The organism is Pseudomonadota bacterium, assembly GCA_013285465.1.
GTDB lineage: Bacteria > Pseudomonadota > Alphaproteobacteria > Micavibrionales > CSBR16-224 > CSBR16-224.
Window position 1 is genome coordinate 1,327,411 of record CP053449.1, and the last position, 24,787, is coordinate 1,352,197.

The following is a 24,787-nucleotide window of genomic DNA, read 5'->3' on the forward strand; positions in this document are numbered from 1 at the left end:
GAAATCTGAATCGGTCGCCGTCAAGGTGCTTATCCCGGGGACAAAACGAGTTCATAAAAAGCCAAGCCGGCAATCAGCAATACGTAGAATACGGGTATGGCAATCCGCCTGAACCAAAACAAAAGCCCCGTCAATGCAATAGGAACAGGTAAAGTCAGCGCCTGATACCATGCCGGAAAATCATCAAATTTCTCCCCCAACCCCAGTTTTATCCCGATATTTATGCCGATTTCTAGCGTACCGCCGAACAGCGCAAGAAACGGAAAGGCCAGAATCAGAAAAATACCGATTTTATGCCCGGCGCTGGTCATTTCCCCCGAATATTGCTGGCGGTTCAGGTTTTGTTTCTGACTTTCCTGCATACGCTTGCGGGCCAGCAGTCCTTCAGCGGCACCGGCTTTCGACATGTCCGCGACCCCTGTTGATCGCGCTTTCTCATATTCATCCATGACTATTATTTCTTTCCGGAGATTAAGAACATTCAATTCCCATTATACACTCGCTTGACATATTTTCAAAAAAATATGCGCCCTTCGCACCCGTTTTTAAAAACGCGGTTGACAATATGGAAATATGTGTTATATCTTGTCGGCAGATGATGATATGACAATTATTATCCTGAAAACGGCAACATATTTTATTTAGAGGACGGCAATATTATGACGCAGACACTCACGGATCAATTCCCGAAAAAAGACGAACCCACATTGATGACCCCGGATACGTATCGCGCAACGCTTGAAAAACTGCTGGCCGAAGGCGAAGGCCGCGGTAAAACAGTCAATGTCGGCGCCTATCTGCTGAAAGACATCAAACTGGTCACGGAAACCAGCAGCGGTAAAGACGAAACCGCCAAAACCGTTAAAGTTGAAAAGCTTTATATCGTTATGGATCTGGACCAGTATAAAAGCGAGCATGTGCGCGGTCTGGTCGTGAAAGACATCGCCAAAAACTGGGGCGGCAAAACCATCGGTGAACGCGACCTTGATTCGGCTGATTTCAAAGGCCCGGGCATCTGGACCATCAAGCAGGGCTCTTTTGAATTTGATTATCTGAAAGCCGATGCGAATGACCGCAAAAACAGTCTGCATGTCCCCAACCCAGACGCTTTCCGCGTTTGTGACACGGTCGATGAAACCGTCATCATCCCCGTACAATGGGGCACATTCACGGTAGAAGCCGGCGGTACGCTTGCCATTCGCGAAAAAGACGTTGCGGAACTGGCAGAAGCGCTGCAATCCATCCGCGCCGGCAAAGCGACAGCGGAAGAAGCACTTTACACGCAAGATGACAAAGGCAACACCGTCGCCCGTTTCGATATTTACGGCATGGAGCCCGGCTTCCTTGAAAACAACTATGACCTCGTGGAACTGAAGCAGGAAACAAAAGCCGTGACCGCCGCCTTTAAAACCGCACCGAAACAGCCGCAAGCCAAGAAAAACACTTTCGGCAAGTCCCGTTAAACGGAAAATCCTGTCAAAGATGCATGAATCAGGGGCTTTTTACAGCCCCTGATTTCTTTTGTCTGCCCTCCTCTGCCCGTCAAGAAACAACGCGCAATAATTGACATAATTATGTTTTGCGTGTTATATTGGGAACACAAGTTTTAAGGCGGTTTAAAAGGGTAAAAGGTCTTTTTTATGCGTGAAACCAATCTCGCGGAAGTGTTTGCCGAGCGCGCACCGCCGCCGCCCCTTATGGCGGCGAAGGACTATCACGCGTTGCTGGAAACGCTACTGGAAGACGGCTCCGGCTATGGCAAGACAAAACCCGTTGCCGCCTATCTTTTGCGCAATCTGCGCCTGATGAGTGCCGATTCCGGCGAAGAATCGGAAGTCGAGATCAAGCCGCTTTACCTTGTTATGGATCTGGAGGAATGGCCGAATGAATATGGCCGCAGCCTCGCCCTGAAAGACCTTTGGGAGCAGTATATGTCCCGCATGATCGGCGAACAGGATATGAATGCCCCCGATTTCAACGGCCCCGGTCTGTGGACAACCAAGCAATCCTCTTTTGATGAGGATTATCTGCGCCGCGAAGGGCTGGATGAAAAAGGCAACCGCTATAATCTCTATGACCCCGACCCCGAAGCCTACCGCCTGTGTCTGACAGTCGAAAAACGCATCACCATCCCCGTACAATGGGGCACATATACAATCGGCAAAAACGGTACGCTTGCCATGCGCGAAAAAGATGTCGCCGAACTGACCGCAGCGCTACAATCCATCCGCACAGGCAAAGCCACGGTCGAAGAAGCGCTTTATACAAAAAACAAGAAAGGCGAAACCGTCGCACGTTTCGACGTCTACGGCATGGAGCCGGGCTTTCTTGAAAAGAACTATGGTAGCGTCACATTAAAACCGGAAACGCAGGACATTCTGGCCGCTTTTACCCATCGCCCCGGCGCTTCGGAACAACAGAGAAAACGTCCCGGCCGCCGCCGCTAGGGTGTTTGCCTTTTACCGCGTCTTTCCTCCGGTCCGGCAGGTCCGGGCGGGCGGTCTTTTTTCGGGAACAGCAGCCGCACCAGCCCCAGCAGCATTCCGATAAGAAACCAGCGGAACACGGATTGCAAACGGTCAAAAATGCCGCGGTCAATCCGCGCGGTTTCAGGATCATCCTTCAGATACAGCAGCTCCGCCTTATCACCTTTAGCCAATGATAGCCCGTCCAAAGCCGTGATGCCGTGCGTATCACGCAGCATCGCACCACCACCGTCCCTTTTCACAAAAAAGGCCAGAGGCTCGGAAAAAAACACCCCGCTTGTCACAAAGCCCGTAATTTCGCAAGCCACACGCACACCGTCCCGTTTCAGCGTTTTCATGTGATGGGCTTCGTAACGGTCTGTCATGGCAACCAAAGCGGCGATAATCACGAAAGCCGCCCCCAGAGCAAGCCGTGCAGATGTGCCTGCGGCAAAAACCGTCATCAGCTTTCGTATCTGTTCCGGAGGTTTTCGTTGCCCATGACGGTATTTCAAATACAGAAACACTCCCGCCGCCAGCGGCAGAATAAACAGAAACAGCCAGCCCCAGCCGATGCCGTCATAAACCGTCACGACATGTTCCTGCACATAGCTTTCAAGCGCTTTACTCTGCAAACTCTGCCAGCGCCGCTCCATTGCTGTCGCTACCATTGGTTACGGCACCTCCGGCTGTGTCGATGGACTGTCGCGGTATTTATCAGACGCAGGAGGTTCCGGCACAATCACCAGCTCCGTCGGTGCGGCAAAGAAAACCATTACGCATGTTCTGACTGTAAAGACTCTCTGCATTTCTCCGGCAGGGAATGCCGTGCAGGCCTCCGGCGATTCGCTGCGGTAAAACAATTCAAAACGACTGCCGTCAGATCCCGAAGCCGTCACAATTGCGCCCGTATTGCGTTCATATACCGCTTTTTTATAGGACAGAACTTGTGCGGCGCTTGCATCCTGCCAATCCGTGAAATGCCGTTCGACTTTATTTTGTAATTCCGTATCCTGCGCAGCATCATAAAAACGGCACGCCGCAACGGTGATATGCCGTTCTTTCGGCGGAAAGGCCGGGCAACCCGCATAAGCGGCCTTACCGGAGAGCAACAAAAACAGCACAACGGTAAAAGCAGCATATAAACTTCCCGGATAAGGCATCTCTTTTATTTCCTGTGAAAATAGATTACTTTAGCTCTTGTATTATACGGCATCATCCATTTTTTGACAGGAGAATACTAATCGCCATGAAAGCTTTTGCATCCGCATTTTTTATCGCTGCCTTAACCATGACCCTGCTGTCCGGCTGCGTCACCACCGGCAGTAATGCCAATGACAAGCGCAAAGAGATCAACAGCATGCGCAACCGTGTCATAAGTGACCTGTACGGATATCATCCCGCCGCCCGCAATTTGATTGCCAGCTCCCCCGGCTATGCGGTTTTCAGCAATGTGAATGTGAATGTGGTTCTGGCCAGTTTTTCCGGCGGTCAAGGCGTTGTCCGCGACAACCGCACAGGCAAAGACACTTATATGAAGATGGGTGAAGCCGGAATCGGTTTGGGGCTGGGCGCAAAGGATTTCCGCGCCGTTTTCGTCTTCCATGATGAAAGAACAATGGAGCGCTTTGTCAATCAGGGCTGGGAATTCGGTGTTCACGCCGATGCTGCGGCCAAAGCCAGCGAAAAAGGCGGCGCGATCGGCGGTGAAATTCTTGCCGATAACATGACGATCTACCAGTTGACGGAAACGGGACTCGCCTTGCAAGCCACCGTGAAAGGCACCAAATACTGGCGCGATTCCAACCTGAACTAACTTCCACAGCGCATTGTTTTAAATAAGGTTTTTAATTTTAACTGTGCGGCGACTTATTTTTATGTTAATATCCCCGATATTTTATTCGGGGAGAATACCGGGCCATGCGTGACCCAAAAGAATATTATCTGCTGGCAAAAGAGCATTTAGGCAAATCCGCAAAAGAGCTGTCGGAAAAAACCCGCAGCTTTGTTCACGGCAACTGCGACTGGTCGCTGTCTATGCCGCTGGCCATCATCAGCCGCGGGGTCGGCATTGTTCTTGGGGCAGCCCTTGTCGCAGCGGGGCTGGCCTTTTACGGCTTGATTGTCTTTCAGATGACAAAATTTGTTGTGCACGGTGTCGGCGCCGTCGCCGATTTTATAAATAGCAAACGCCAGACCGCATGGACGAACCGTAGCGGTCAGGACATTCAGTCCACCGTCTTACAGAAAAAAGTCCTGCAGCGCGGCGAGAAAAGAATCGCGAAGGTTTTTCATTCAAAATCCGTCAAAAGGAAACACAACCCTTATAAGATCGAAGCGCAATATGCTAACGTCTGCGAAAAAATAAAAATCGTTGATGCCCAAGGACAGCATATATCAAACGCCTGTTTCCAGTTTTCACGCAACGCGCTGCCGCCCGGCAAAATCACCGCGTTAAAACAGCAGGTTTCAAACAGCATTTCCCGCCTGACCCCGCTGAAAAAAACAGCCGCCGCCACACAGCAGCAATAGAAAAGCTTTTGACTGCTTTGGCTTATTAACTTTTTCGTAACCAAGATTCGATACCCTGCCCTCAACAACAAAAATAGCAAGGGTGACGTAATGATGTTTTCTGAACACGGACAAAATCCGTCTACAGGCAAGACGGGCAATCAAGCAACAAGTTTATCGGTCAAACTGATCGGCGAGCGTCCGGCGCAGCACCGCCATATGCAGGCTGATCTGGGCAATACGGTGGTCTCCGCCGCCAAAAGCGGTGATATCTCCTCTATGCGGCGCTTCCACCGCTATGGGCTGGATGTCAATGTCGATCACGGCGAATTAATGGCCACAGCCGCCGAAAACGGGCATCTGGAATTGCTGACCGTGATGTGCGAGGAAATGGGCGGCATTCTGACCGGCAGCAAATGCGATTATCCGTTCTTTCGCCGCGGCCTGAAGGAAAATGTCAGGAACTATCTCGATAACCGCATCGGTTTTGAAGCGTTGCATGATATGCGCCGCCGCCCCGGGCGGATCAAACGCAAATTGGCGATTTTCCGCATCGCGGATTCCAAAATACATTAAAAAACGACGGTATCTGTTTGATATTAAATTTATATTGGAAGAAAGAAAGAGACTTCGATATCATTTTTATAATGTTTGAAAAACAGCCGTTTTTCCTGACGGTTCCATTCGAAGCCTTGCTTTGTGAATGGATTTTTTAACGCCTCCGGCGCACGCTCGGTATAAATTTCGATATATCCCGGTGCCGCCTTATCTTTTACAATTTGCAGCCCCAATAGCGCCATACGCCAGCGCGCAGAAAGCGTATGCATGCTATAGATCATACCCTCTCCTTGCATGACACCGTGATACAGCAGGTAATAAAGCGCATTTGTAAACGGATTGCCGGGATCGACCACAGCCAGCGCCAGTAACTCGTAACGGTGCGTTCTGCGTAAAGAACATGCGTGGTGCCGCGCAGGCAAAAAATCAGCCGGTGTCCTGCCGAGAATCATGGCCGGGATCAAGCATTCATACAGGCGGTTGCGCGTATTGCCGCCACCGCCGATAATGGACTGGAAAATCGGTTCACGCAGCGCCCAGTCATCCGCCAGCAAACGGTCAGCCAAAAACGGCGGCTCAGCGGGGTTCAGCGTCAAAACCGCGACAGCATCATCATAACGGTCCATCACGGCCTCGGGCGCATGGGATAATATCTCCTGAAAGCTGTTAAAATGGCTTTGCGCGATTAGCATATATGTTCCCTTGTCTCGCAGTGATGCCGGCGATTCCAGCATCTTGCGGTAAAGCCGCATATAATCAATCCATTCATCTACCGCGTCTTCCGCATAGCCTTGCGATGCCAGATAAACCAGATGCGCCGATTTGACGCGGGCGATATCCGCCAATGCCCTGCGGTCAAAACGCCCGCCGCCGAATTGCGGCGGTATGGAAAAATTCTTATGATGCCGCAGCGCTTCGAAACGTTCCCACAAGACATGATTGTCCCAAATCATGCCGCTTATATCCGCATTCTCCAAACAGGCTTTGCGCGTTTCATTATCCATCTGAAAAAAAAGATTAAAGCAGTGCAAAATATTGGCATCACCATAAAAGGCAAGACGATTTTTCCGCGTCAGCGCAGTATAATCCGCCGGTTTCTCAACCTGCGGCACCGTATAATCCGGGCTTATCCCTTCCTGCACCAGCAAACGGCGGTAAAATTCCGCAGCAGTTGCCGTGCGGTAGCGTCCGTAACCGTAACTGTCTTTTATCTCAGGCGGTGCTGTCAGCCCCTCCAGCGCGAAATAGGCATTATCCTCCCACAGGGCGGACTGCTGCCCGTAAAGAAGCGCCTGATAATCCGGATGTACGGGAGGATCACGCAAAATCTGTACCGTCAAACCGGCAAAAAACAGCAATAACAGCAAATAGCTGCCTGTCTCGATCAGCATTCGCAACGGCCTGACGGCATTACGGAATCTTGATTCCCGCAAGGCTTCAATGCGACTGAACGCCTTTTTATTCAGGCGCATTTCCGTCCCGCTTAAAATATCCGCCAGATTACGCCGCGTTCCCAGAAAAAACAGCGGCAAAGTCCAGACCATCTGCACTGCGACCGTCACGATGACGGCACTTGTCGTCACATGAAAGTCAAGCGCCGTGTGCAGCAATTTCAGCAACAGATAACCGCAAAACAGATGTGTCGGCAGATAACGGATGATGACATACCACAAGGCCCGCGGCGTACTGACATCGGCACCGCCAACACGGTGCAGGTCAATCCCTGCCGCTTTCAGACCGATGCTGGCGCGGCGTGACGGCAGTAGAAAACAGAACAAATGAAGCAACGTCATGCACATCCATGCTGCAACAAGTGCGGGCCAAAACGCGGCACCGCCGCAAAATCTTAATAAAGGGAAATTCAGATAGCTGGGGGCATATTCAGGGATATCTTTGGCAAGCACGCCGATAAAACAATAATCATTCCGGTTTTCCAGAAAAAACAGCGCAATCAGAAACCCGGTCAGCAGCCACCATAAAAAGCAATCGACCCATTCGCCGATCCTCCGGTAATTCCACAATGCCCAAAGCTGATATTTATCCAGAACCTGTTTCACGCATCCCCGCTATAAATCCTCTTGTATCATACACAAGACGCGACATAAAAACACCCGTCCTTTATCTTAGCTTTTCCCTTGACAGAGCGTGGGTTTTACGGTCTTTTCTGGGGTGCCAATCAACTTTGAGCAGACTTAAAAGGAGCAAGCCACATGTCTTCCGAAGCCGCAAAAATCGAACAACCGCAAACCGTCACCCACAGCGATATGGCCAATGCCATCCGCGCCCTTGCCATGGACGCCGTCCAGCAGGCAAATTCCGGTCACCCCGGCATGCCGATGGGTATGGCGGATGTTGCCACGGTGCTGTACACGCAATTCCTGAAATTTGACCCGAAGAACCCGACATGGCAGGATCGCGACCGCTTTATCCTCTCCGCAGGACACGGCTCTATGCTGCTTTATGCGCTGAATTTTCTGACGGGTTACGAAAAGATCACGCTGGATGATATCAAACATTTCCGTCAACTGCACCGCGTCACCGCAGGCCATCCCGAATACAATCTTGAGGCCGGTATTGAAACCACAACGGGTCCGCTGGGGCAAGGCTTGGCAAACGGTGTCGGTATGGCGCTGGCCGAAGAAATTTTGGCAGCGCGTTTCGGACGCGAACTGGTCGAACATTACACCTATGTCATCGCCGGAGACGGCTGCCTGATGGAAGGCATCAGCCACGAAGCCTGCTCCTTCGCCGGCCATCTTGGTCTTGGCCGCCTGATTGTGCTGTATGATGACAATCAAATCTCGATCGACGGGCCGACAGATCTGTCCTTCAGCGAGAATATCCCGGAACGCTTTGAAAGCTATGGCTGGCACGTTCTCAGCATTGACGGACATGATCCCGATGCCATCAGTCGTGCCATTGCCGAGGCGCAGATCCATAAAGATCAGCCCAGCATTATCTGCTGCCGCACCAAAATCGGTTACGGCGCTCCCAATAAGGAAGGCAGCTCGTCCTGCCACGGCTCACCGCTGGGTGAAGAGGAAATCGCAGGCGCGCGTGAAAGCCTCGGCTGGCCGCATGCACCGTTTGAAATCCCCGATGCCGTTCTTGATGCCTGGCGCGGCGTCGGTCGCAGCGGACAGGAAGAACGCAAATCATGGCAACTGCGCCTTGATACGCTGGAAGGTGAAGACCGCGAATTATTCGACCGTTTCCACAGCGGCAAGGTTTCCCATCTGATTACGGAGACACTTGAAACATTCAAGAAGAAAATCAGCGAAGAAAAGCCGAAGCTCGCAACCCGTCAGGCATCCGGTAATGTGCTGGATGTCATTATTCCGCGTATCTTCTCGCTGATCGGCGGCTCTGCCGATCTCACCGGCTCGAACAACACCTTCGTCAAAGACCATATGCCGATCGTCAGCAAAGATAATTTCGACGGACGTTACATCCATTACGGTGTTCGCGAACACGGCATGGCCGCAATTATGAACGGTATGGCGCTGCATAAAGGTCTGATCCCCTATAGCGGGACATTTCTGTGCTTTGCCGATTACTGCCGTCCGTCCATCCGGTTGTCCGCACTGATGAAACAACGCGTTGTTTATGTGATGACGCATGATTCCATCGGACTTGGTGAAGACGGCCCCACCCACCAGCCTGTTGAACATCTGGCTTCGCTGCGCGCCATGCCCAATCTTCTGGTCATGCGTCCTGCGGATGCGGTCGAGGCAGCGGAATGCTGGCAGATCGCACTGGAGGAAATGGAAACACCGTCTGTCCTGTCCCTGACACGTCAAGGGCTGCCGACGGTGCGCACGCAGCACAGCAAAGAAAACCTGACCCGCAAAGGTGCTTATGTCCTTGCGGAAGCAGGCAGTGCGCTGAAAGTGACGATTTTCGCCACAGGCTCCGAGGTACATCTGGCACTGGAGGCCCGCGAGAAACTGGAAAGCGAAGGAACAGGCACGCGTGTCGTTTCCGTTCCCTGTTTCGAGCTGTTCTTTGCACAGGATGAGAAATACCGCGACGAGCTGATCGGCAATGACAGTGTCAAAATTGCGATCGAAGCCGCCTGCAAACAAGGCTGGGAAGCCTTTATCGGCACAAAAGGCAGCTTTGTCGGCATGAAAAGCTTTGGCGATTCCGCCCCTGCGGAAGAATTGTACAAATATTTCGGCATCACCAGTGAAGCTGTCGTCAAAGCCGCGCATAAAGCCCTTTAACGAAAGCCGGAGCCATGGGCAACGATACGGGTCCCGTTACACCGCCGAAACCGGTGCCGAGCTCTACCTCCATCAAGACGGAGGCAAGAGACGCGCGCGCCGCGGCGGGGAAACAGGCAGGAAAACAGGAAGGGCAAGAGCGCCCTGCCCCGCGTCCGCAGCCTGTAGAAATTATCCTGCTGCCGCCGACATTGGAAAGCCTGCCGCGTGATGCCCGCCTTGAGGGCGAAGTTCTGCGTATTGATCCCCGCACACAGCAAATCTATGTCCGCACGCCGCAGGGCGATATCGTGCTGGCGCTGCCGCCTGTGGAAGACAAGGCACCGCAACAGCCTGCCGCTCCCGTCAAAGGGCAAAAGCTGAGCGTCACACTATCTGCCGGAACGCCGCCGGAAAGCGCCAGTATTCAAGTCACGCCGCAGGAGACGGCCACCGCAACACGGGAAACAGCAAAACCGCAAGCGCCTGAGCCGGTCGCAGCACTGCCGCAAAAACCGCTTGCCGCAGGTGAAACCGTGACCGCGATTGTCACCCATGCGCATGCTCCTGCCGCAGAAGAAGCCGCCATCAAAGCCTCGGAACAAATCCGCACGGCCTTGCTGCAGCAAGCGGAGAGCATTGCCGTAAACGCGCCGCTTCCGGAAGCGGTTGATCTGCAAACCGCCGCTGTTATTGCCGCACATGCATCAACGGCCGTTGTAAAACCTGCTGAACCCTCTGCGCAGACCACAGAAACACCGCAACCACCCGCCTCTCCTTTACTGGCAGTTTTATCGGTTTTACAGGACGGGTTATTGGCAGAGCAGAAAACACCCGCCGCACAAAAACCGCAGGCAGATTTACAGCATCTGCGCGGGCAGATTTTTCGTTTTGATATTATTGACGTGCAAGCGCCGCAAAAGCAGACAGCGCCTGCCGTAACGGAAACCAACACCGCGACCGCAGAAAAAACGCCGCTGACCGTGACCGTGACGGAACACAGTCCCGCAGGATTGCCGATTGCCACCGTCACAACCTCGAATATTCCCGAATTGCCGCAAGGGGCACAAATTGTGCTGCAAACATCCCATATGGCGCCTGCCGGGACAGTCCTCAGTGTGACGGCAACGCCGCTCACGCCGGAGCAATTCGTGCAGCAACTACAGACTCCGTCTTTTGTGCCGCAACAGGCGGGTGCGGTGGCCTCATCACTGCCGCCGCTTGTACCGCTGCTCAGCACGTCATGGCCTGCATTGGAAGAAGCGCTGCAAATTTCCAATGCCATCGCTCCGGATGCCGCCGCAGCTTTACGTGGTACAATCCCCTCCCCGACCTCTCCCGCGCGACTGGTACCGACCGTACTGTTTTTTCTGGCGGCTTTGCGCATGGGCAATCTGGAGGGCTGGCTGGGCGAACGCAATATGGACACACTGAAACAAAGCGGCCGCCGCGATGTCATCTCGCGGCTGACATCGGACTTCCGCGGTATCGCGCGTCAGGCACAGGAGGTTTTATCCGGCGACTGGCGCGGCATTTCCCTGCCGCTTTTAGACCGTGATGATATTGATATGATCCAGTTTTTTACGCGTCAGCAGCATGTCGAGGACGAGGACGAAAACACAGAGTCTAAAGACGGCGAACGTGGTGACGGAAAAGCCACGCGCTTTCTGCTGAACCTGCGCCTTAGCCGTCTCGGCGATGTCCAAATTGACGGTTTCCTGCGCCATCAACAAACGCTGGATGTGTTTTTACGTACCCGCACGCCGCTTCCTGCCGATACGCGGCAGGACATCCTGCGCGCCTTCCATGACGGGTTGGAACAGGCCGGACTATCCGGCGGACAAATAGCCTTCCAAACCGGAGAAGATCATTGGATGCATGTCCCCGCCGCCTCCGGCCAATCCCCGCTCTTCGCTTGACAGCTTTCTTATATTATGTTAAATTCATTGCTATTATATAGCACGATCCTATCGTAAAAAAATGGCGGATATCAAAGATGGCAACAAGTTTGACATACCACGCGAAACTCGCAGGTTATCACATTGGAAGACACGTAACACTTGGCGCAACCCCTTTCTTTATGGCGACTGTGGCTAGCCTTTGGGGTGGTACAGCAGTGTTTGACGCAATCAATAACGATCTTGACCCGACGGGTACAACTCTACAACAACAAACAGTCGAACAATTGCAGACACAAAAAGCTTCCCTGCTGACACAAATCGCCGCATACCAAAATTTACAGCGCCAAAATTATACCCTCAAAACTGATAAAGCCACACTTCAAACCGCTAAAACCTCTTTACAGGAATCCACGATGCGTTTTTTCGCCGATCTTGTGGGCAATGGCTCCATGCAGGACGGGCTTGATGTCGGAGAAGCAGATGTCAAAGCCATCTTGGAAGAGCTGAAATCCGGTGCCCGCGACTTCGATTGGCAACAGCATGTCAACAACTCCATTCCGGATATGATTGAATACGGAATCGATTATGCCAATAATTTGGATGAGGTACGCACGCTTCATCGTCATGAAGGAACAGAACCGCTTACCCAGCGGTTTTCCATCGCGAAAGATATAATCAAAGAAGCCAAGCAACGCGATGAAATGAATTTCATGCTGAGCCTGATAGCTGTCTTGGCCACTTCCGCGCTGGGGGGACTCAGTGTCTTTACGGTTCTGGAAGCTGGCGGTAGAAAGATGCGCCTTACACCAAAACCGACGCCACCACCACCACCACCCAAACATTAATCTTTCAAAACTATTCCGTTTTGATGGGAATGCCCGGATCGTATTTGCAGAGCTTCACCGTCAGCGAGGATTTGACATGGCTGACATTCGGTGCCGCCGTCAAATGCTTCGTCAGGAACTGCTGATAATCATCCCAATCCGCAGCAACGATTTTCAAAAGAAAATCCGCCTCACCCGCAACCATATAGCATTCACGCACTTTCGGCCAACCGCTCACCATCTCGATAAAGCGGTTCAGATCGTTTTCCGACTGATTCCCGAGTCCGACCTGCGCAAAGACCGTCACGCCGTAACCCAGCGAGGCCGCATCCAGATGCGCATGATAGCCGAGAATAAGTTTGTTTTCCTCCAACGCGCGCACACGACGCAGGCAGGGAGGCGCGGAAATGCCGACTTTCTCGGCCAAATCCACATTTGTAATACGTCCATCGTCCTGCAATTCCTTAAGGATTTTGCGGTCGATACGGTCCAACTTAACTTTTCCCATGATGTGTCTTCTTCTGTGCTTGAAAAAATATCTATCGTAAAATAAAAGGGTATGTTTTCCCTTCCCTGTGTAATAATATTACCATACAGCAAATGCAATAACAAACTTTAGAAAATCGAAAAAAAATGACGCAGCGCAACATATCCTGTTGGGTGGTGAGTGAAGGACTTGCAGGAACAGAGAACCAATGTCTCGGAATCGCGGATGCGCTGGGGGTCTCTCCCACGGTCAAACGCATCAAATTGCGCTTTCCCTGGAAACAGCTGTCCCCTTACCTGCGCTGCGGGCATCAATGGGCTTTTGACAGTGCGGGTGACAGCCTTGCACCGCCTTGGCCCGATCTGGTTTTGGCCAGCGGCCGCAAAAGCATCGCCGCCGCCTTGCATATCAAACGACAAAGCAACGGAAAAACACTGGTCGTACAAGTGCAGGACCCGCGCATCCCTGCCCGGCTGTTTGATCTTGTCACCGTGCCCCAGCATGACCCGACTCGTGGTGACAATGTTATCATCACCACAGGGGCCCTGCACCGCGTAACAGTTGCGAAGCTGGCAGAAGAAGCCGCGAAATTCCCCCTGTTACAGGAACTGCCTGCACGGCGTGCTGCCGTCATGATCGGCGGCAACAGCAAAGCGCATCGCTTAACGGAAGAAAATGCCGCAGCACTGGCGGCAAGATTACAGGAACTGGCAGAAGATTACAGCCTGATGATCACGGTATCGCGGCGCACCCCGCCGGCCTGTCTTGATATTCTGCAAAAGACGCTGGCGGATAATCCCCGTGTTTACTTCTGGGACGGCAGCGGCGCAAACCCCTATTTCGCCTTTCTGGAGTGCGCTGATATATTGCTGGTAACGGAAGACAGCGTGAGCATGACGTCAGAAGCGATTTCAACAGGCAAACCCGTTTACACCATCCCGATGGAGGGCGGCGCCGCGCGCGTCAACAAGTTCCATCACCTCTTGCAAACACAGGGTTATACGCGTATCTTGCCTCAAGAAGGCACACTTGAATCATGGCATTACACGCCACCGCAAGATACGGCGGCAATCGCCGCGAAAATACAAGCATTACTGGAAGAAAGGGTGAACACATGACAGACACGAAACATAGCAAGGTTTTGATTATCGGCTCCGGCCCCGCGGGCTATACGGCAGCAATTTACGCCGCGCGGGCCAATCTTTCTCCTCTGCTGGTGACAGGCATGCAGCCCGGCGGACAAATGACGATTACGACCGATGTCGAGAACTATCCCGGCTTTGCCGATGTGATCCAGGGCCCGTGGCTGATGGAACAAATGCAGAAACAGGCTGAAAATGTCGGCACGGAAATGGTCATGGATATGATTACCGCGGTTGATTTTTCCGGCAATCCCAAAAAAGCCATCGGCGATTCCGGCACGGTTTACACTGCCGATACCGTGATTATCTCGACAGGCGCACAAGCCCGCTGGCTTGGGCTTGAAAGCGAACAAGCCTTCAAAGGCTACGGCGTTTCCGCCTGTGCAACCTGTGACGGATTTTTCTACAAAGGTAAAAAAGTCGTTGTCATCGGTGGTGGTAACACCGCTGTGGAAGAAGCGCTGTTCCTGACCAATTTCGCCGAACATGTCACGCTGGTTCACCGCCGTGACGAGCTGCGTGCCGAACGCATCATGCAGGAACGCCTGTTCAACCATGAAAAAGTCTCCGTTATCTGGGACAGCGTCTTGGAAGACGTTGTCGGCAACCCGCCCGGCGGCAGCGATGCCGGTGTCACAGGCGTCAAGCTGCGCAATGTCAAAACAGACGAAGTCAGCGATCTTGATGTGCATGGTGTCTTTATCGCCATCGGGCATGACCCCGCCACCTCTGTCTTTAAAGGACATGTCGATATGGATGGTGACGGTTATATCCTCGTCAAATCCGGATCGACCGCGACCAATATCTCCGGCGTATTCGCCGCAGGCGATGTCTGCGATCATATTTACCGTCAGGCGGTTACAGCCGCCGGTATGGGTTGCATGGCTGCGCTGGATGCCGACCGCTGGATCGCCAAAAACGGCGGCAGCATGAAACAGGAAAATGCCGCGTGAGTGAAAGCCCGCAAGAGCTTGCAGTCACTATTCCCGAAAATCTGGATGGCGGGCGGCTTGATGCCGCCCTCGCCGCCGCACTGGTTACAGAAGATTTGTCGCGCGCACGCATTCAGGCGTTGATTGGTGACGGACAGGTTTTCAAAGACGGCAAAGCGGTCACCCGCAGCTCCGGCAAGGCGAAAGAGGGCGAAACCTATATTTTGCGCATCCCTCCCGCCGCACCCGCCACCCCCGTGGCCGAAAATATTCCGCTGACGATCCTTTATGAGGATGATGATATTATCGTCATCAACAAAGCCGCCGGCATGGTGGTGCATCCTGCCGCCGGACATGCGCAAGGCACATTGGTCAATGCCCTGCTGGCGCATTGCGGCGATACGCTCTCGGGCATCGGCGGTGTGAAACGGCCCGGCATCGTCCACAGGCTGGACAAGGATACTTCCGGATTGATGGTTGTCGCCAAAAACGATGCGGCCCATAAAAATCTGACGGCACAGCTGGCCGCACATACTGTCCGCCGTGTTTACCGCGCGATTGTCTGGGGTGTTCCCACGCCCCTCTCCGGCATCATCGAGGGCAATATCGGACGGTCATCCTCCAACCGGAAAAAAATGGCCGTACTCGAAAACGGCGGCAAAGAAGCGATTACGGAATATGAAGTCGATACGATTTTCGAAGGCGGTGTTGCAAGTCTTGTCACCTGCCGCCTGCATACGGGCCGGACGCATCAGATTCGCGTCCATATGACCCATATCGGACATTGGCTGATCGGTGACCCCTTATACCGCCCCAACAGCTTCAAACGGCTGCGCAAGGGCCCTGTCGGGCTTTTTGATATGCTGCACGGCTTCCCGCGACAGGCGCTGCATGCGGCAGCTCTTCGTCTGCGGCACCCGCGCACGGAGGAAGAAATGTCATGGCAGGCCGATCTGCCCGAAGATATGCAGAATATCCTCTTGGCGGGTGCGAAGCAGTCGTGTAGCATGGAAACGTAGTTTTGAACTCTTAAGAACCATCTGAAGATAACGGAGAATATCATGGTCAGCGACGAACTCGGTCAACCTTTTGATCCTTTTGCGGCAGAACAGAAAAAAGAGGAAGAGGAAGCCAGACAAAAAGCCGAAAAAGCTGAAAAAAAAGCAGCTGAAGCAAAGTTCAGCCCTGAAGAACGGGAAGCGGCAGAGAAAAAAATGGCCGATACCGAGACCGCGCGCCTTGCCGACATCGAAAGCCAGATGATTCCCGCCTTCGACCTTGAAAAAATTGACTTAAAAAGCACCGATACTTCCGGCTCAAAATCTGTCGGCAAAGAGGAAGAACTGAGTCTGGAACTGGAAGGCGGCGCGAAACTCAACAAAGTTCTGATCGGGCTGGGCTGGGATGCCCCTGAAACAACAGGTGAAGGCGATGAATTCGACCTTGATGCCAGCGTTTTTCTGCTAACCCCCGATGGTAAAGTGAGCGATGATACGGATTTCGTCTTCTACAACAATCTGGCAGCTGCAGGCGGTGCCGTACGCCATCACGGCGACTGCAAAACCGGGCGTGATGATGACGGTGATGACGAAATCATTACCTGCCTGCTGGATCAAATCCCTTTCCGTTCCGACAGAGTCGTGATTGTTATCACCATCCATGAAGCCTATGAGCGGCTCCAGCATTTCGGCCTAGTTGAAAATGCCTATGTCCGCTTGGTTGACCTTGATTCCAATAAGGAACTTGTTCGTTATAATCTGACCGAAAATGCCGATAAGAAAGATGCGATTATCATTGGCGAGCTGACGCGTAGCACAACGGCATGGGTTTTCCGCCCGCGCGGAGAGACGTTTGAGGGCGGCTTGTATCAGGTCGCCAGAAGCTTTGGCGTCTACGTCGCTCCGACCTAATCCGTTGCATTAACATTCACCGGCAACAATATGTTTTTAAATGATTTACTGTGTGGGATATAGCGCAGCAGCGATGCGGCGCTCTTCCGCCAATAATACATTATAGGTACGACAGGCTGCGCCGGTATCCATTGATTCCACCGCCAGACCTTGCGCGTTTAGCATCTCGCGGATATCAGGCGGCAAAAACACTGCTTTCTCTCCGCCGCCAAACAGCACAACATCCACATCATCCGCGCCAATCAGCGGCGCAAAATGCGTGATTTCAAGATCTTTAGGTGTTTCAGGCACATCCCATGCCGTTACCAATGACGGGAAAACCAAAATCGGCCCGGTAAAATTCTCGTTGCTGATTTTAAAACCGTTTTTGCCGTAAGACTGGATGACCTTCCGGTCCGCCGTGACCATCGGCGTGACGTCAACCATTGGTTTCGCTTTCCGGCGTGTTGGTGACGACGCGGTTTCTATCGCGCGGGCGCACATACAGCAGCAACGGTGTGGCAATAAAGATTGACGAATATGTTCCGATAAAGATACCGAAAATCAGCGCCGTGACAAAGCCGCGGATAACGGCACCGCCGAACTGCCACAATGCCAGCAGAGCCAACAATGTGGTCAAGCTGGTCATTAATGTCCGCGACAATGTCTGGTTAATCGACAGATTGAACAGCTCACGCAGAGGTTTTTTCTTATATTTGCGCAAATTCTCGCGCACACGGTCAAATACCACGACCGTATCGTTAATGGAGTAACCGGCGATCATCAGGACTGCCGCGACCGTTGCCAGCGTAAATTCCATTTGCGTCACACCGAAAAAACCGACGGTAAAAAGAATATCATGTGTCAGCGCCAGCACTGCAGCCACGCCGAACTGCCACTCAAAGCGCATCCAGATATAAGCCAGCAATCCGGCCAGCGCATAGAACAGCGCCTTGCCGCCGGCCTCGATCAGCTCTTCCCCGACCTGCGGACCGACAAATTCCACGCGGCGGTAATCTTTAACAGAGTCGTCGATTTTTGCGCGCACCTGTTCCATGACAACTTTTTGCTGCGCTTCATCACGGTCCTGCTGCGGGATACGGATCATAACCTCATTCGGGGCGCCGAATTCCTGCACGCTCACAGCGCCGATATCCAATGTACTGAGCGCGCTCCGCAATGCGGTAAGATCAGCGACATCGTCCTTGGTCTGGATTTCAATCAGCGTCCCGCCGGTAAAATCAATCCCGAAATTCAGACCTTTCTGAAAGGTCAAAAACATGCCTGCACAGATGACGATAACCGATAAGCCAAGAGCAATTTTATGCCATCCCATAAAATCGCAATTCGTCTCGTCCGGAACCAGTTTCAGAATGCCACGCATCATTATACTCCTTATTATATCGGCAAGGTTTGCGGCTTTTTCGCTTTCAGCCACGTCACCACCATCAAACGCGTCAGCAGAATTGCCGAGAACATTGAGGTCATGATACCGACCCATAATGTCACCGCAAAGCCTTTGATCGGCCCCGTCCCGAAAGAAAACAGCATCAGGGCGGCAATCAGCGTCGTCAAATTCGCATCAACAATTGAGGACATTGCCTGTCCGTATCCGGTTTCGACCGATGACAGGATCGAACGACCGTTGCGCAGCTCTTCACGGATACGCTCAAAGATCAGCACATTCGCATCCACCGCCATACCGATCGTCAAGACGATACCGGCGATACCCGGCAGTGTCAGCGTTGCCTGCAACACCGACAAGACCGCAAAAATAAGCGCAACATTCACCAGCAAGGCAATATTGGCAAAGATACCGAACAAGCCGTAAACCGCAATCATAAAGACCAGCACAAAGCTCATCCCCATCAGGCTGGCGATTTTTCCCGCACTGACGGAATCCGCGCCCAGACTTGGCCCGACTGTGCGCTCCTCCATAAAGGTCAAAGGCGCAGGCAAGGCACCCGCACGCAGCAACAGAGACGTGTCCACAGTTTCCTGCACGGTAAAGCGGCCGCTAATTCTTCCGGCACCGCCGCAAATCGGCTCATTAATAGACGGCGCGGTTACAATTTCCTTATCCAGCACAACGGCAAAGCGCTTATGCTGATTTTCACGGGTAATGCGGCAGAATTTGTCCGTCCCGATCCGGTCAAAGCGGAATGTCACAACAGGCATGCCGTCTTCGAAGCTCGGTTGCGCATCAACAAGGCGTTCCCCCTGCAATGCCGCGCGTTTTTTAACCGCCAGCTGTATCTGCGGGTTTTCTTTCATCGGATACATAACGGCGGACGGCGAAAGTCGTGCGCCGGGTTCTGACGAGTCTTCATCCACCAGATGGAAGGTCATGCTCGCTGTTTTTACCAGTAGCTGTTTGATACGCTCGGGATCATCCACACCCGGAAGCTGTACCAGAATACGCTCATAACCCTGGCGCTGGATCGCGGGCTCCCGCGTGCCGGTTTCATCAATACGGCGGCGGACAATCTCAATCGACTGGTTCAAAGTCTGGGTTTTGATATCGGTGACCGCCATCGGGCTTAAGGTCGCCGTAACCAGCCCGTCATCGGAAATGTCAGCTTCTACGCCTTCGTAGAGTTTACGGGCAATTTTCAAAGCCTTGCTGCGGGTCTCGTCATCCTGCGCACGCAGTTGAAACAGAACACTTTCTCCCTCGATCCGAAGACCGACATAGCCGATTCTCTCTTTCAGCAAATCGCGTTTGGCTGCCTCGCTCATGTCATTCAGGCGGTTATTGACCGCGTAATCCATATCAACCTGCAGCAAAAGATGTGCGCCGCCTTGCAAATCAAGGCCGAGGCTGACGGATTTATTCGGCAGCCATGAAGAAATCTCGCCGAGTTTTCCGTTCATCGCATCGGACATCAAATTCGGTGCCGAATAGGCAATGCCCCAAATGCAGATAATCGTAATCAACCAAACTTTCCAGCGTTCAAAATACATCATCGTCTTTTATCAATCCTAACCGGAGGGAGTAGCAGTTTTATCAGTATCAGCGGGCGCCCTTACGGGGTGCTCCCTCTTCTTTTTTCTTTTTGTTTTCACGCAGGCGGGAAACGGTAATGCCTTTACCGTTTTCATCATTAGCGCCGGACGAATCACCTGCCGTCACATTGGAAACCGGCTTTTCCCGTATGGTCATAATGGTCGAGCGCACGGCATGCACGCGCACGCCGTCAGCAAGGTCGATCATCACTTCATCATCACCTGTCAGCTTATAAACCTTGCCGATCAGTCCGCCGCCCGTTACAACGCGGTCACCGCGTTTCAGGTTGTTGACCATATCGCCATGTTCACGCATCCGCTTGTTCTGCGGACGGAAAACAAAGAAATAAAACACCAGAAGGATGAGAAACATCGGCAGAAGAAAGCCGACCAGACCACCATCTTGCGGTGCGCCGCTCGCAGCAGCGTCTTGAGCCCATGCGGGAGTGACAAACATGATTGTATCTTCCTGTTAATTTGTTATTTTACCGTAGATACTATCTAACACAACAGCCGCATAGGCAACAAGGGGAAATCAAAAAGGACCCGTAGAATGCCTCAGAGCTCTGAAAAGAAAATTTCACGCGGGATTACCGCGAGCGTTAAATTCCTGACGCGCCTCATCGTCTGGGGCGGCTGTTTTGTGCTGGTCTTTGGCGGTTTGTACTGGCAGCGCGATGCTGTTGCACGTTATGCGCTGCTTAGCTATTTGCACAAAAACGGCTTTCCCGCAGCGCGGCTCCGGCATATTGATGTCGAGATTTCCTCCCTTAATGTAACAAAGCTCAAACTCTCCGATGATATCCGCATTGATGATCTGCGTGCCGATTTCCATTTTACGCCGGGCGATGATTATCCCGTTTTTATTGACCGGCTGTTACTGGACGGTGTGTCATATCAAGAGGCGCCCCTTACGGAGGATGCCGCAGAAACCGATATTGCGGCATTACTGCGCGAGGCTTTCACGCTGGCGCAGAAGCTTCCCCTGAATGCCCTTGATATCAAACAGGCGCAGATTTCCTTACAACCGCGCAGTCTCTATCTGCCGCAACAAATCACAATCGCGGAAGCCCAAACGTATGTGAAAAACATTACGGATCGCATTGATATCAAAGCCGTCATTTCCGCAAAAAACAACGACAGCATTATCAGCACCGCTCTTGAGACCGCATTATACCAAAACGGGGAAGTGGCGGCGGATATAACCCTCCGCGACGAAAGCGTTATTCGCCATCCGCTGGCCAAGCTGTCCAATATCAGCGGCGCGGCGCATATTGTGTTGAAAGACGGATTAATCACCGCAGAAAAGGCTGATATGACCATCGGTACTGCGCAGCTTGTCAATCTGCCGCTGGAAAATATCACACTCTCTTATACTGATACGAATGAAGAAAAAATACTGAAAGCCGCAGGCAAAAGCCCCGGTGATATTGCCGGTTTCAATGCAGAATTTAACTTTAACAACGCAAATGAACTATCTGGAAAAGCAGAAATAAATGCAGAGAATCTTGAAAAATTCTACGCGCTGGGGAAAGAGAGTTTTTCAAGCTTTGAGAATTTTGCCATCATTGAAAATGATTTGAAGGATATCAAAGGCAGCGCCCGCCTTACCCTGAATTTCTCCGGTAAAAAGGCACTAACAGAGATCAAAGCAGATATCGCAACATGGCAGGATTTTTCCGGCAAGTTGCAGATTGCGGCAAAAGACCTGACCCTGCCGCCATATCTGCACAAAACAGCTGCGGATATCAAACTGCATTTCTCCCATAATGCGGATGGTATCCTGCTCTTCCCCGAAAGCCTTACCGTCAAGGGACAGACCGGCGTAGACAAAACAAGCTTCACACTGAAACTTGATCCGAATCCGAACACCACCCATCTATTGCTCAAAAACGCCGGAGACAGTATTGATATCCGCTTGCCGCAGTTGCAGTTATCCTATGGCAAGGTGCTGGATTACACGGGCGGCGTGACAGGAACGGTCAACCGCACCGCTTCAACATTCACTCTGACGGAAGCCGCGGGTCGTTTAAATCTGCCCGCACAGAAAATCATCATTGATCTATACGAAGCGACGGCGAAAGGCGGTTATCACAACAAGGCTGTGACCAAAGCCAGCGTCAAAACAGCCATCACGCTGCCCGATAATCTTGCGCCGGTGCTGCGCGCCGATGCCGATCTCAACTACAAAGCGGAGAAAGGCCTGCTGCGCTTTGACAGCAAATTGCGTGATCAGGCCAATCACGCCAATGCTCATGTGACAGGCTTTATCACTCCGGCCACACAAAAAGGCGAGATCAATATCGAGATGCCGCCGGTGAATTTTGATCCGGTCGGCACACAGCCGCATCATCTATCGCCCAAGCTGGACGGTTTACTGCAAAAAACTTCCGGCAGCGCAGCATTCTCCGCCAAACTCTCTTTGCCGGATCTGCGCGGCAAAGGGCAGCTGCTGCTGAAAAACCTGTCTGCGGAAATTTCCGGAAAACCTCTCACCAACCTGAATGCCGCGCTGGACATCAAAAGCCTTATGCCCCTCACGCTGGAAAAACAGACGGTCGCTATTGAAAGCTTTAATCCCGGCATTCCGTTCTTCGGCGGACTGGTCACGCTTAGCTATGATGCGGCGCAGCCCCTGCCCCTTACTCTGCATAATGCGGAATGGCAAATGGTGGGCGGCACGGTCTCCTTTGCCGATGTAAAATTAAACCCCGCCAAACCAGACACGGCTTTCACAGTCGCCGTGCATGATCTGTCACTGCAGCAATTACTGCAATTTGCCAAAGTTGAAGGGCTGAAAGCAAACGGTATGATCGGCGGCACGCTGCCGTTGCGCCTTGCCGGAAACGAGATTTTTATCGAGAATGGTGTCATCAGCACCACAACCCCCGGCACGGTGCAATATGCGCCGCATGATTTGCCCGCTTTTCTGCAAAACGGTAACCCGAATATGGATTTCGTACGAAATGTGATCAGCAATTTCCATTATGAAAGCCTGCGTTTCCTGCTGGACGGCAAAGCCGGTGGCGCTCAGACCATCCGGCTGGAGGCGAAAGGACGCAATCCCGACATGGCGGAAACGCGACCCGTCGCCTTGAATTTGAACCTTGAGGGCGCACTTGAAAATATTTTCCAGCACCATGTACAAGCCTATACAATTCCTGATAATATACAGGAGAAAATTCGGCAATATGAGGAAAAACATGTCCCATCACCTTAACAAATATCTGTGGCACATGATGGCGGGATTCGCCATTGTGTTACTGACCGCCTGCTCCCCGACCGTAAAGGTTCAAGCGCCGGACAAACCGATTGAAATCAATATGAACATCAAAATCGAACAGGAAGTCCGTATCAAGGTCGAGCGCGATCTGGAAAACCTGTTTGAAGAATCTCCCGACCTGTTCGGGACGACAGAAAATTAAGGAAAGGATGACCATCCGATGAAACAAGCTTTTACCGTATTTTTCCTGTGTTTTGCCTTTCTCGCTGTCCTTCCGGCAACGGCTTATGCAGAGATGAGCGTCGCCGCCGCCAAAGCCCAAGGCTATGTTGGCGAACAGCCTGACGGTCTTTTAGGGATCGTACAAGCCGCACCGGGCGTTGCCGCCATGGTTGACAGCACGAATGCCGGACGATTGGCCAAATACCGCGCGGTCGCACAAAGCAACGGCTTGCCGCTGGATCAGGTGCAAAAACTGGCCGGACAAAAATTGATGACGGAAACACCTGCAGGGCAATATATTTTCCTGAACAGTCAATGGGTCAAAAAATAATAACAAATCAATCAAAGACATAGAATAACCATGACATATCCGAAAATGCAGGCCGCTGACCTGCGTGAATTTGCGGCAGAAGACGCCTCCGAAGCAGCGGCGACCTATCCGCGCCGCCGTATGCGCCGTAATCGCAAAACCCCGTGGATGCGCGATCTGGTGCAAGAAAACAGTATCACAACCAAAGATCTGGTCTGGCCGGTTTTTGTGATTGACGGTGAAAACCGCCGCGAAGCCGTACCGTCAATGCCGGGCGTAGAACGCCTGAGTATCGATTTGTTGGTAAAAGAGGCGGAAAACGCCGCCGGGCTGGATATTCCGGCTCTTGCGCTGTTCCCCTCCACGCCGGATGATTTGCGCTCTGATGACGGCGCCGAGGCATGGAACGAGGATAATCTTGTCTGCCGTGCCATGCGCCGTCTGAAAGATGCCGTGCCGGAAATCGGCCTTATCTGCGATGTCGCGCTTGACCCTTATACCAGCCACGGCCATGACGGGCTGATTGATGATACCGGCACCATCTTAAATGACGAGACGGTGGAAGTTTTGTGCAAACAGGCACTGGTGCAGGCCGGTGCGGGTGCGGATGTTATCGCCCCGTCCGACATGATGGACGGGCGTATCGGCGCGATTCGCGATGCGCTTGATATTGCGGGCTATACTGATGTGAATATTCTGTCCTATGCGGCGAAATACGCCTCGGTTTATTACGGCCCCTTCCGCGATGCCGTCAAATCCTCCGGTTTTCTGAAAGGCGACAAAAAGACCTATCAGATGGACCCCGCCAATAGCGATGAAGCCTTGCATGAAGTCGCACTGGATCTTGAAGAAGGTGCGGATATGGTCATGGTCAAGCCCGGCCTTCCTTATCTGGACATTATCCGCCGCGTCAAAGACACGTTTTCCGTGCCTGTTTTTGCCTATCATGTCAGCGGTGAATATGCGATGCTGCGTGCCGCTGCCGAAAACGGCTGGCTCGACTACGAAAAAACGCTCCATGAAACGCTTTTATGCTTTAAACGCGCGGGCTGTGACGCTATTCTGACTTATGCAGCGCGCGATATGGCGCAAATTATAAAAGGACTTTAAGG

General features: G+C 52.5%; 25 protein-coding genes. 16 read left to right on the forward strand and 9 right to left on the reverse strand.

From position 1 onward, the window contains the following. Nucleotides 1–29: 29 nt before the first annotated feature. On the reverse strand, nucleotides 30–449 hold the full coding sequence (locus tag HND56_06480) for a hypothetical protein (GenBank protein ID QKK05350.1): 420 nt from the start codon (nucleotides 447–449) through the stop codon (nucleotides 30–32). A 210-nt stretch (nucleotides 450–659) separates the two neighbouring features. Between HND56_06480 and HND56_06485 the strand changes: the two genes are divergently transcribed. Next, nucleotides 660–1,463, forward strand: coding sequence for a hypothetical protein (locus HND56_06485; protein QKK05351.1), 804 nt, complete (start codon nucleotides 660–662; stop codon nucleotides 1,461–1,463). A gap of 177 nt (nucleotides 1,464–1,640) precedes the next feature. Continuing rightward, on the forward strand, nucleotides 1,641–2,447 hold the full coding sequence (locus HND56_06490) for a hypothetical protein (GenBank protein QKK05352.1): 807 nt from the start codon (nucleotides 1,641–1,643) through the stop codon (nucleotides 2,445–2,447). On the opposite strand, the gene HND56_06495 is transcribed toward HND56_06490, so the two are convergent. Together HND56_06495 and HND56_06500 are read right to left on the reverse strand one after the other, a co-directional pair. Beyond that, nucleotides 2,444–3,136, reverse strand: coding sequence for a hypothetical protein (locus HND56_06495; protein QKK05353.1), 693 nt, complete (start codon nucleotides 3,134–3,136; stop codon nucleotides 2,444–2,446). The genes HND56_06490 and HND56_06495 overlap by 4 nt on opposite strands. 3 nt (nucleotides 3,137–3,139) lie before the next feature. Continuing rightward, the gene (locus HND56_06500; GenBank protein QKK05354.1) at nucleotides 3,140–3,628 is read right to left on the reverse strand and encodes a hypothetical protein; all 489 of its coding nucleotides are present in this window, start codon (nucleotides 3,626–3,628) and stop codon (nucleotides 3,140–3,142) included. A gap of 86 nt (nucleotides 3,629–3,714) precedes the next feature. On the opposite strand from HND56_06500, the gene HND56_06505 reads away from it, so the two are divergent. From HND56_06505 to HND56_06515, 3 genes are all read left to right on the forward strand, one after another. Beyond that, nucleotides 3,715–4,281 carry a hypothetical protein gene (locus tag HND56_06505; GenBank protein ID QKK05355.1) on the forward strand — a complete coding sequence of 189 codons (567 nt, stop codon included), beginning with the start codon at nucleotides 3,715–3,717 and terminating at the stop codon, nucleotides 4,279–4,281. 104 nt (nucleotides 4,282–4,385) lie between these two features. Further along, the gene (locus HND56_06510) at nucleotides 4,386–4,997 is read left to right on the forward strand and encodes a hypothetical protein (GenBank protein QKK05356.1); all 612 of its coding nucleotides are present in this window, start codon (nucleotides 4,386–4,388) and stop codon (nucleotides 4,995–4,997) included. A 90-nt stretch (nucleotides 4,998–5,087) separates the two neighbouring features. Further along, entirely contained in the window at nucleotides 5,088–5,552 is a 465-nt protein-coding gene (locus HND56_06515; GenBank protein QKK05357.1) for a hypothetical protein, read from the forward strand. Between the two features lie 29 nt (nucleotides 5,553–5,581). Here HND56_06515 and HND56_06520 read toward each other — a convergent pair whose 3' ends face one another. Further along, on the reverse strand, nucleotides 5,582–7,591 hold the full coding sequence (locus HND56_06520) for a hypothetical protein (protein QKK05358.1): 2,010 nt from the start codon (nucleotides 7,589–7,591) through the stop codon (nucleotides 5,582–5,584). 153 nt (nucleotides 7,592–7,744) lie between these two features. On the opposite strand from HND56_06520, the gene tkt reads away from it, so the two are divergent. The 3 genes from tkt (at nucleotide 7,745) to HND56_06535 (ending at nucleotide 12,485) form a co-directional block, all read left to right on the forward strand. Continuing rightward, nucleotides 7,745–9,760: a transketolase gene (tkt, locus tag HND56_06525; GenBank protein ID QKK05359.1), complete on the forward strand. Its 2,016-nt coding sequence runs from the start codon at nucleotides 7,745–7,747 to the stop codon at nucleotides 9,758–9,760. A 14-nt stretch (nucleotides 9,761–9,774) separates the two neighbouring features. Then, complete coding sequence (locus HND56_06530; GenBank protein QKK05360.1) at nucleotides 9,775–11,658, forward strand: hypothetical protein; 1,884 nt, start codon at nucleotides 9,775–9,777, stop codon at nucleotides 11,656–11,658. Nucleotides 11,659–11,735: 77 nt separating this feature from the next. Continuing rightward, entirely contained in the window at nucleotides 11,736–12,485 is a 750-nt protein-coding gene (locus HND56_06535; GenBank protein QKK05361.1) for a hypothetical protein, read from the forward strand. Nucleotides 12,486–12,495: 10 nt separating this feature from the next. Here HND56_06535 and HND56_06540 read toward each other — a convergent pair whose 3' ends face one another. Further along, nucleotides 12,496–12,972, reverse strand: coding sequence for an Lrp/AsnC family transcriptional regulator (locus HND56_06540; GenBank protein ID QKK05362.1), 477 nt, complete (start codon nucleotides 12,970–12,972; stop codon nucleotides 12,496–12,498). 125 nt (nucleotides 12,973–13,097) lie between these two features. Here HND56_06540 and HND56_06545 point away from each other — a divergent pair, with 125 nt between their 5' ends. From HND56_06545 to HND56_06560, 4 genes are all read left to right on the forward strand, one after another. Continuing rightward, on the forward strand, nucleotides 13,098–14,069 hold the full coding sequence (locus HND56_06545; protein QKK05363.1) for a hypothetical protein: 972 nt from the start codon (nucleotides 13,098–13,100) through the stop codon (nucleotides 14,067–14,069). Next, complete coding sequence (gene trxB / locus HND56_06550; GenBank protein ID QKK05364.1) at nucleotides 14,066–15,046, forward strand: thioredoxin-disulfide reductase; 981 nt, start codon at nucleotides 14,066–14,068, stop codon at nucleotides 15,044–15,046. The genes HND56_06545 and trxB overlap by 4 nt, the downstream gene beginning before the upstream one ends. Further along, a complete protein-coding gene (locus HND56_06555; protein ID QKK06583.1) occupies nucleotides 14,998–16,044 on the forward strand; it encodes an RluA family pseudouridine synthase in 1,047 nt (348 codons plus the stop codon). Before trxB ends, HND56_06555 begins: the two co-directional genes overlap by 49 nt. Nucleotides 16,045–16,284: 240 nt before the next feature. Further along, nucleotides 16,285–16,935, forward strand: coding sequence for a TerD family protein (locus tag HND56_06560; GenBank protein QKK06584.1), 651 nt, complete (start codon nucleotides 16,285–16,287; stop codon nucleotides 16,933–16,935). A gap of 45 nt (nucleotides 16,936–16,980) precedes the next feature. On the opposite strand, the gene HND56_06565 is transcribed toward HND56_06560, so the two are convergent. Genes HND56_06565 through yajC form a run of 4 tightly spaced genes read right to left on the reverse strand, consistent with a single transcriptional unit; the run spans nucleotide 16,981 to nucleotide 20,377 of the window. Continuing rightward, on the reverse strand, nucleotides 16,981–17,343 hold the full coding sequence (locus tag HND56_06565; protein ID QKK06585.1) for a hypothetical protein: 363 nt from the start codon (nucleotides 17,341–17,343) through the stop codon (nucleotides 16,981–16,983). Nucleotides 17,344–17,353: 10 nt separating this feature from the next. Then, nucleotides 17,354–18,298, reverse strand: a complete 945-nt coding sequence (gene secF, locus HND56_06570) for a protein translocase subunit SecF (GenBank protein ID QKK06586.1) — start codon at nucleotides 18,296–18,298, stop codon at nucleotides 17,354–17,356. Nucleotides 18,299–18,312: 14 nt separating this feature from the next. Next, nucleotides 18,313–19,881 (reverse strand): protein translocase subunit SecD, encoded by a 1,569-nt coding sequence (gene secD / locus HND56_06575; protein QKK05365.1) that lies wholly within the window; start codon nucleotides 19,879–19,881, stop codon nucleotides 18,313–18,315. A gap of 46 nt (nucleotides 19,882–19,927) precedes the next feature. After that, a complete protein-coding gene (gene yajC, locus HND56_06580; protein ID QKK05366.1) occupies nucleotides 19,928–20,377 on the reverse strand; it encodes a preprotein translocase subunit YajC in 450 nt (149 codons plus the stop codon). A gap of 96 nt (nucleotides 20,378–20,473) precedes the next feature. On the opposite strand from yajC, the gene HND56_06585 reads away from it, so the two are divergent. From HND56_06585 to hemB, 4 genes are read left to right on the forward strand one after another with little or no spacing between them, the layout of a single operon-like run. Next, a complete protein-coding gene (locus HND56_06585; GenBank protein ID QKK05367.1) occupies nucleotides 20,474–23,140 on the forward strand; it encodes a hypothetical protein in 2,667 nt (888 codons plus the stop codon). Beyond that, complete coding sequence (locus HND56_06590) at nucleotides 23,124–23,345, forward strand: YnbE family lipoprotein (protein ID QKK05368.1); 222 nt, start codon at nucleotides 23,124–23,126, stop codon at nucleotides 23,343–23,345. The genes HND56_06585 and HND56_06590 overlap by 17 nt, the downstream gene beginning before the upstream one ends. Nucleotides 23,346–23,363: 18 nt before the next feature. Then, entirely contained in the window at nucleotides 23,364–23,696 is a 333-nt protein-coding gene (locus HND56_06595) for a YdbL family protein (GenBank protein QKK05369.1), read from the forward strand. Between the two features lie 30 nt (nucleotides 23,697–23,726). Then, complete coding sequence (gene hemB, locus HND56_06600; GenBank protein ID QKK05370.1) at nucleotides 23,727–24,785, forward strand: porphobilinogen synthase; 1,059 nt, start codon at nucleotides 23,727–23,729, stop codon at nucleotides 24,783–24,785. The last annotated feature ends 2 nt before the right edge of the window (nucleotides 24,786–24,787 follow it).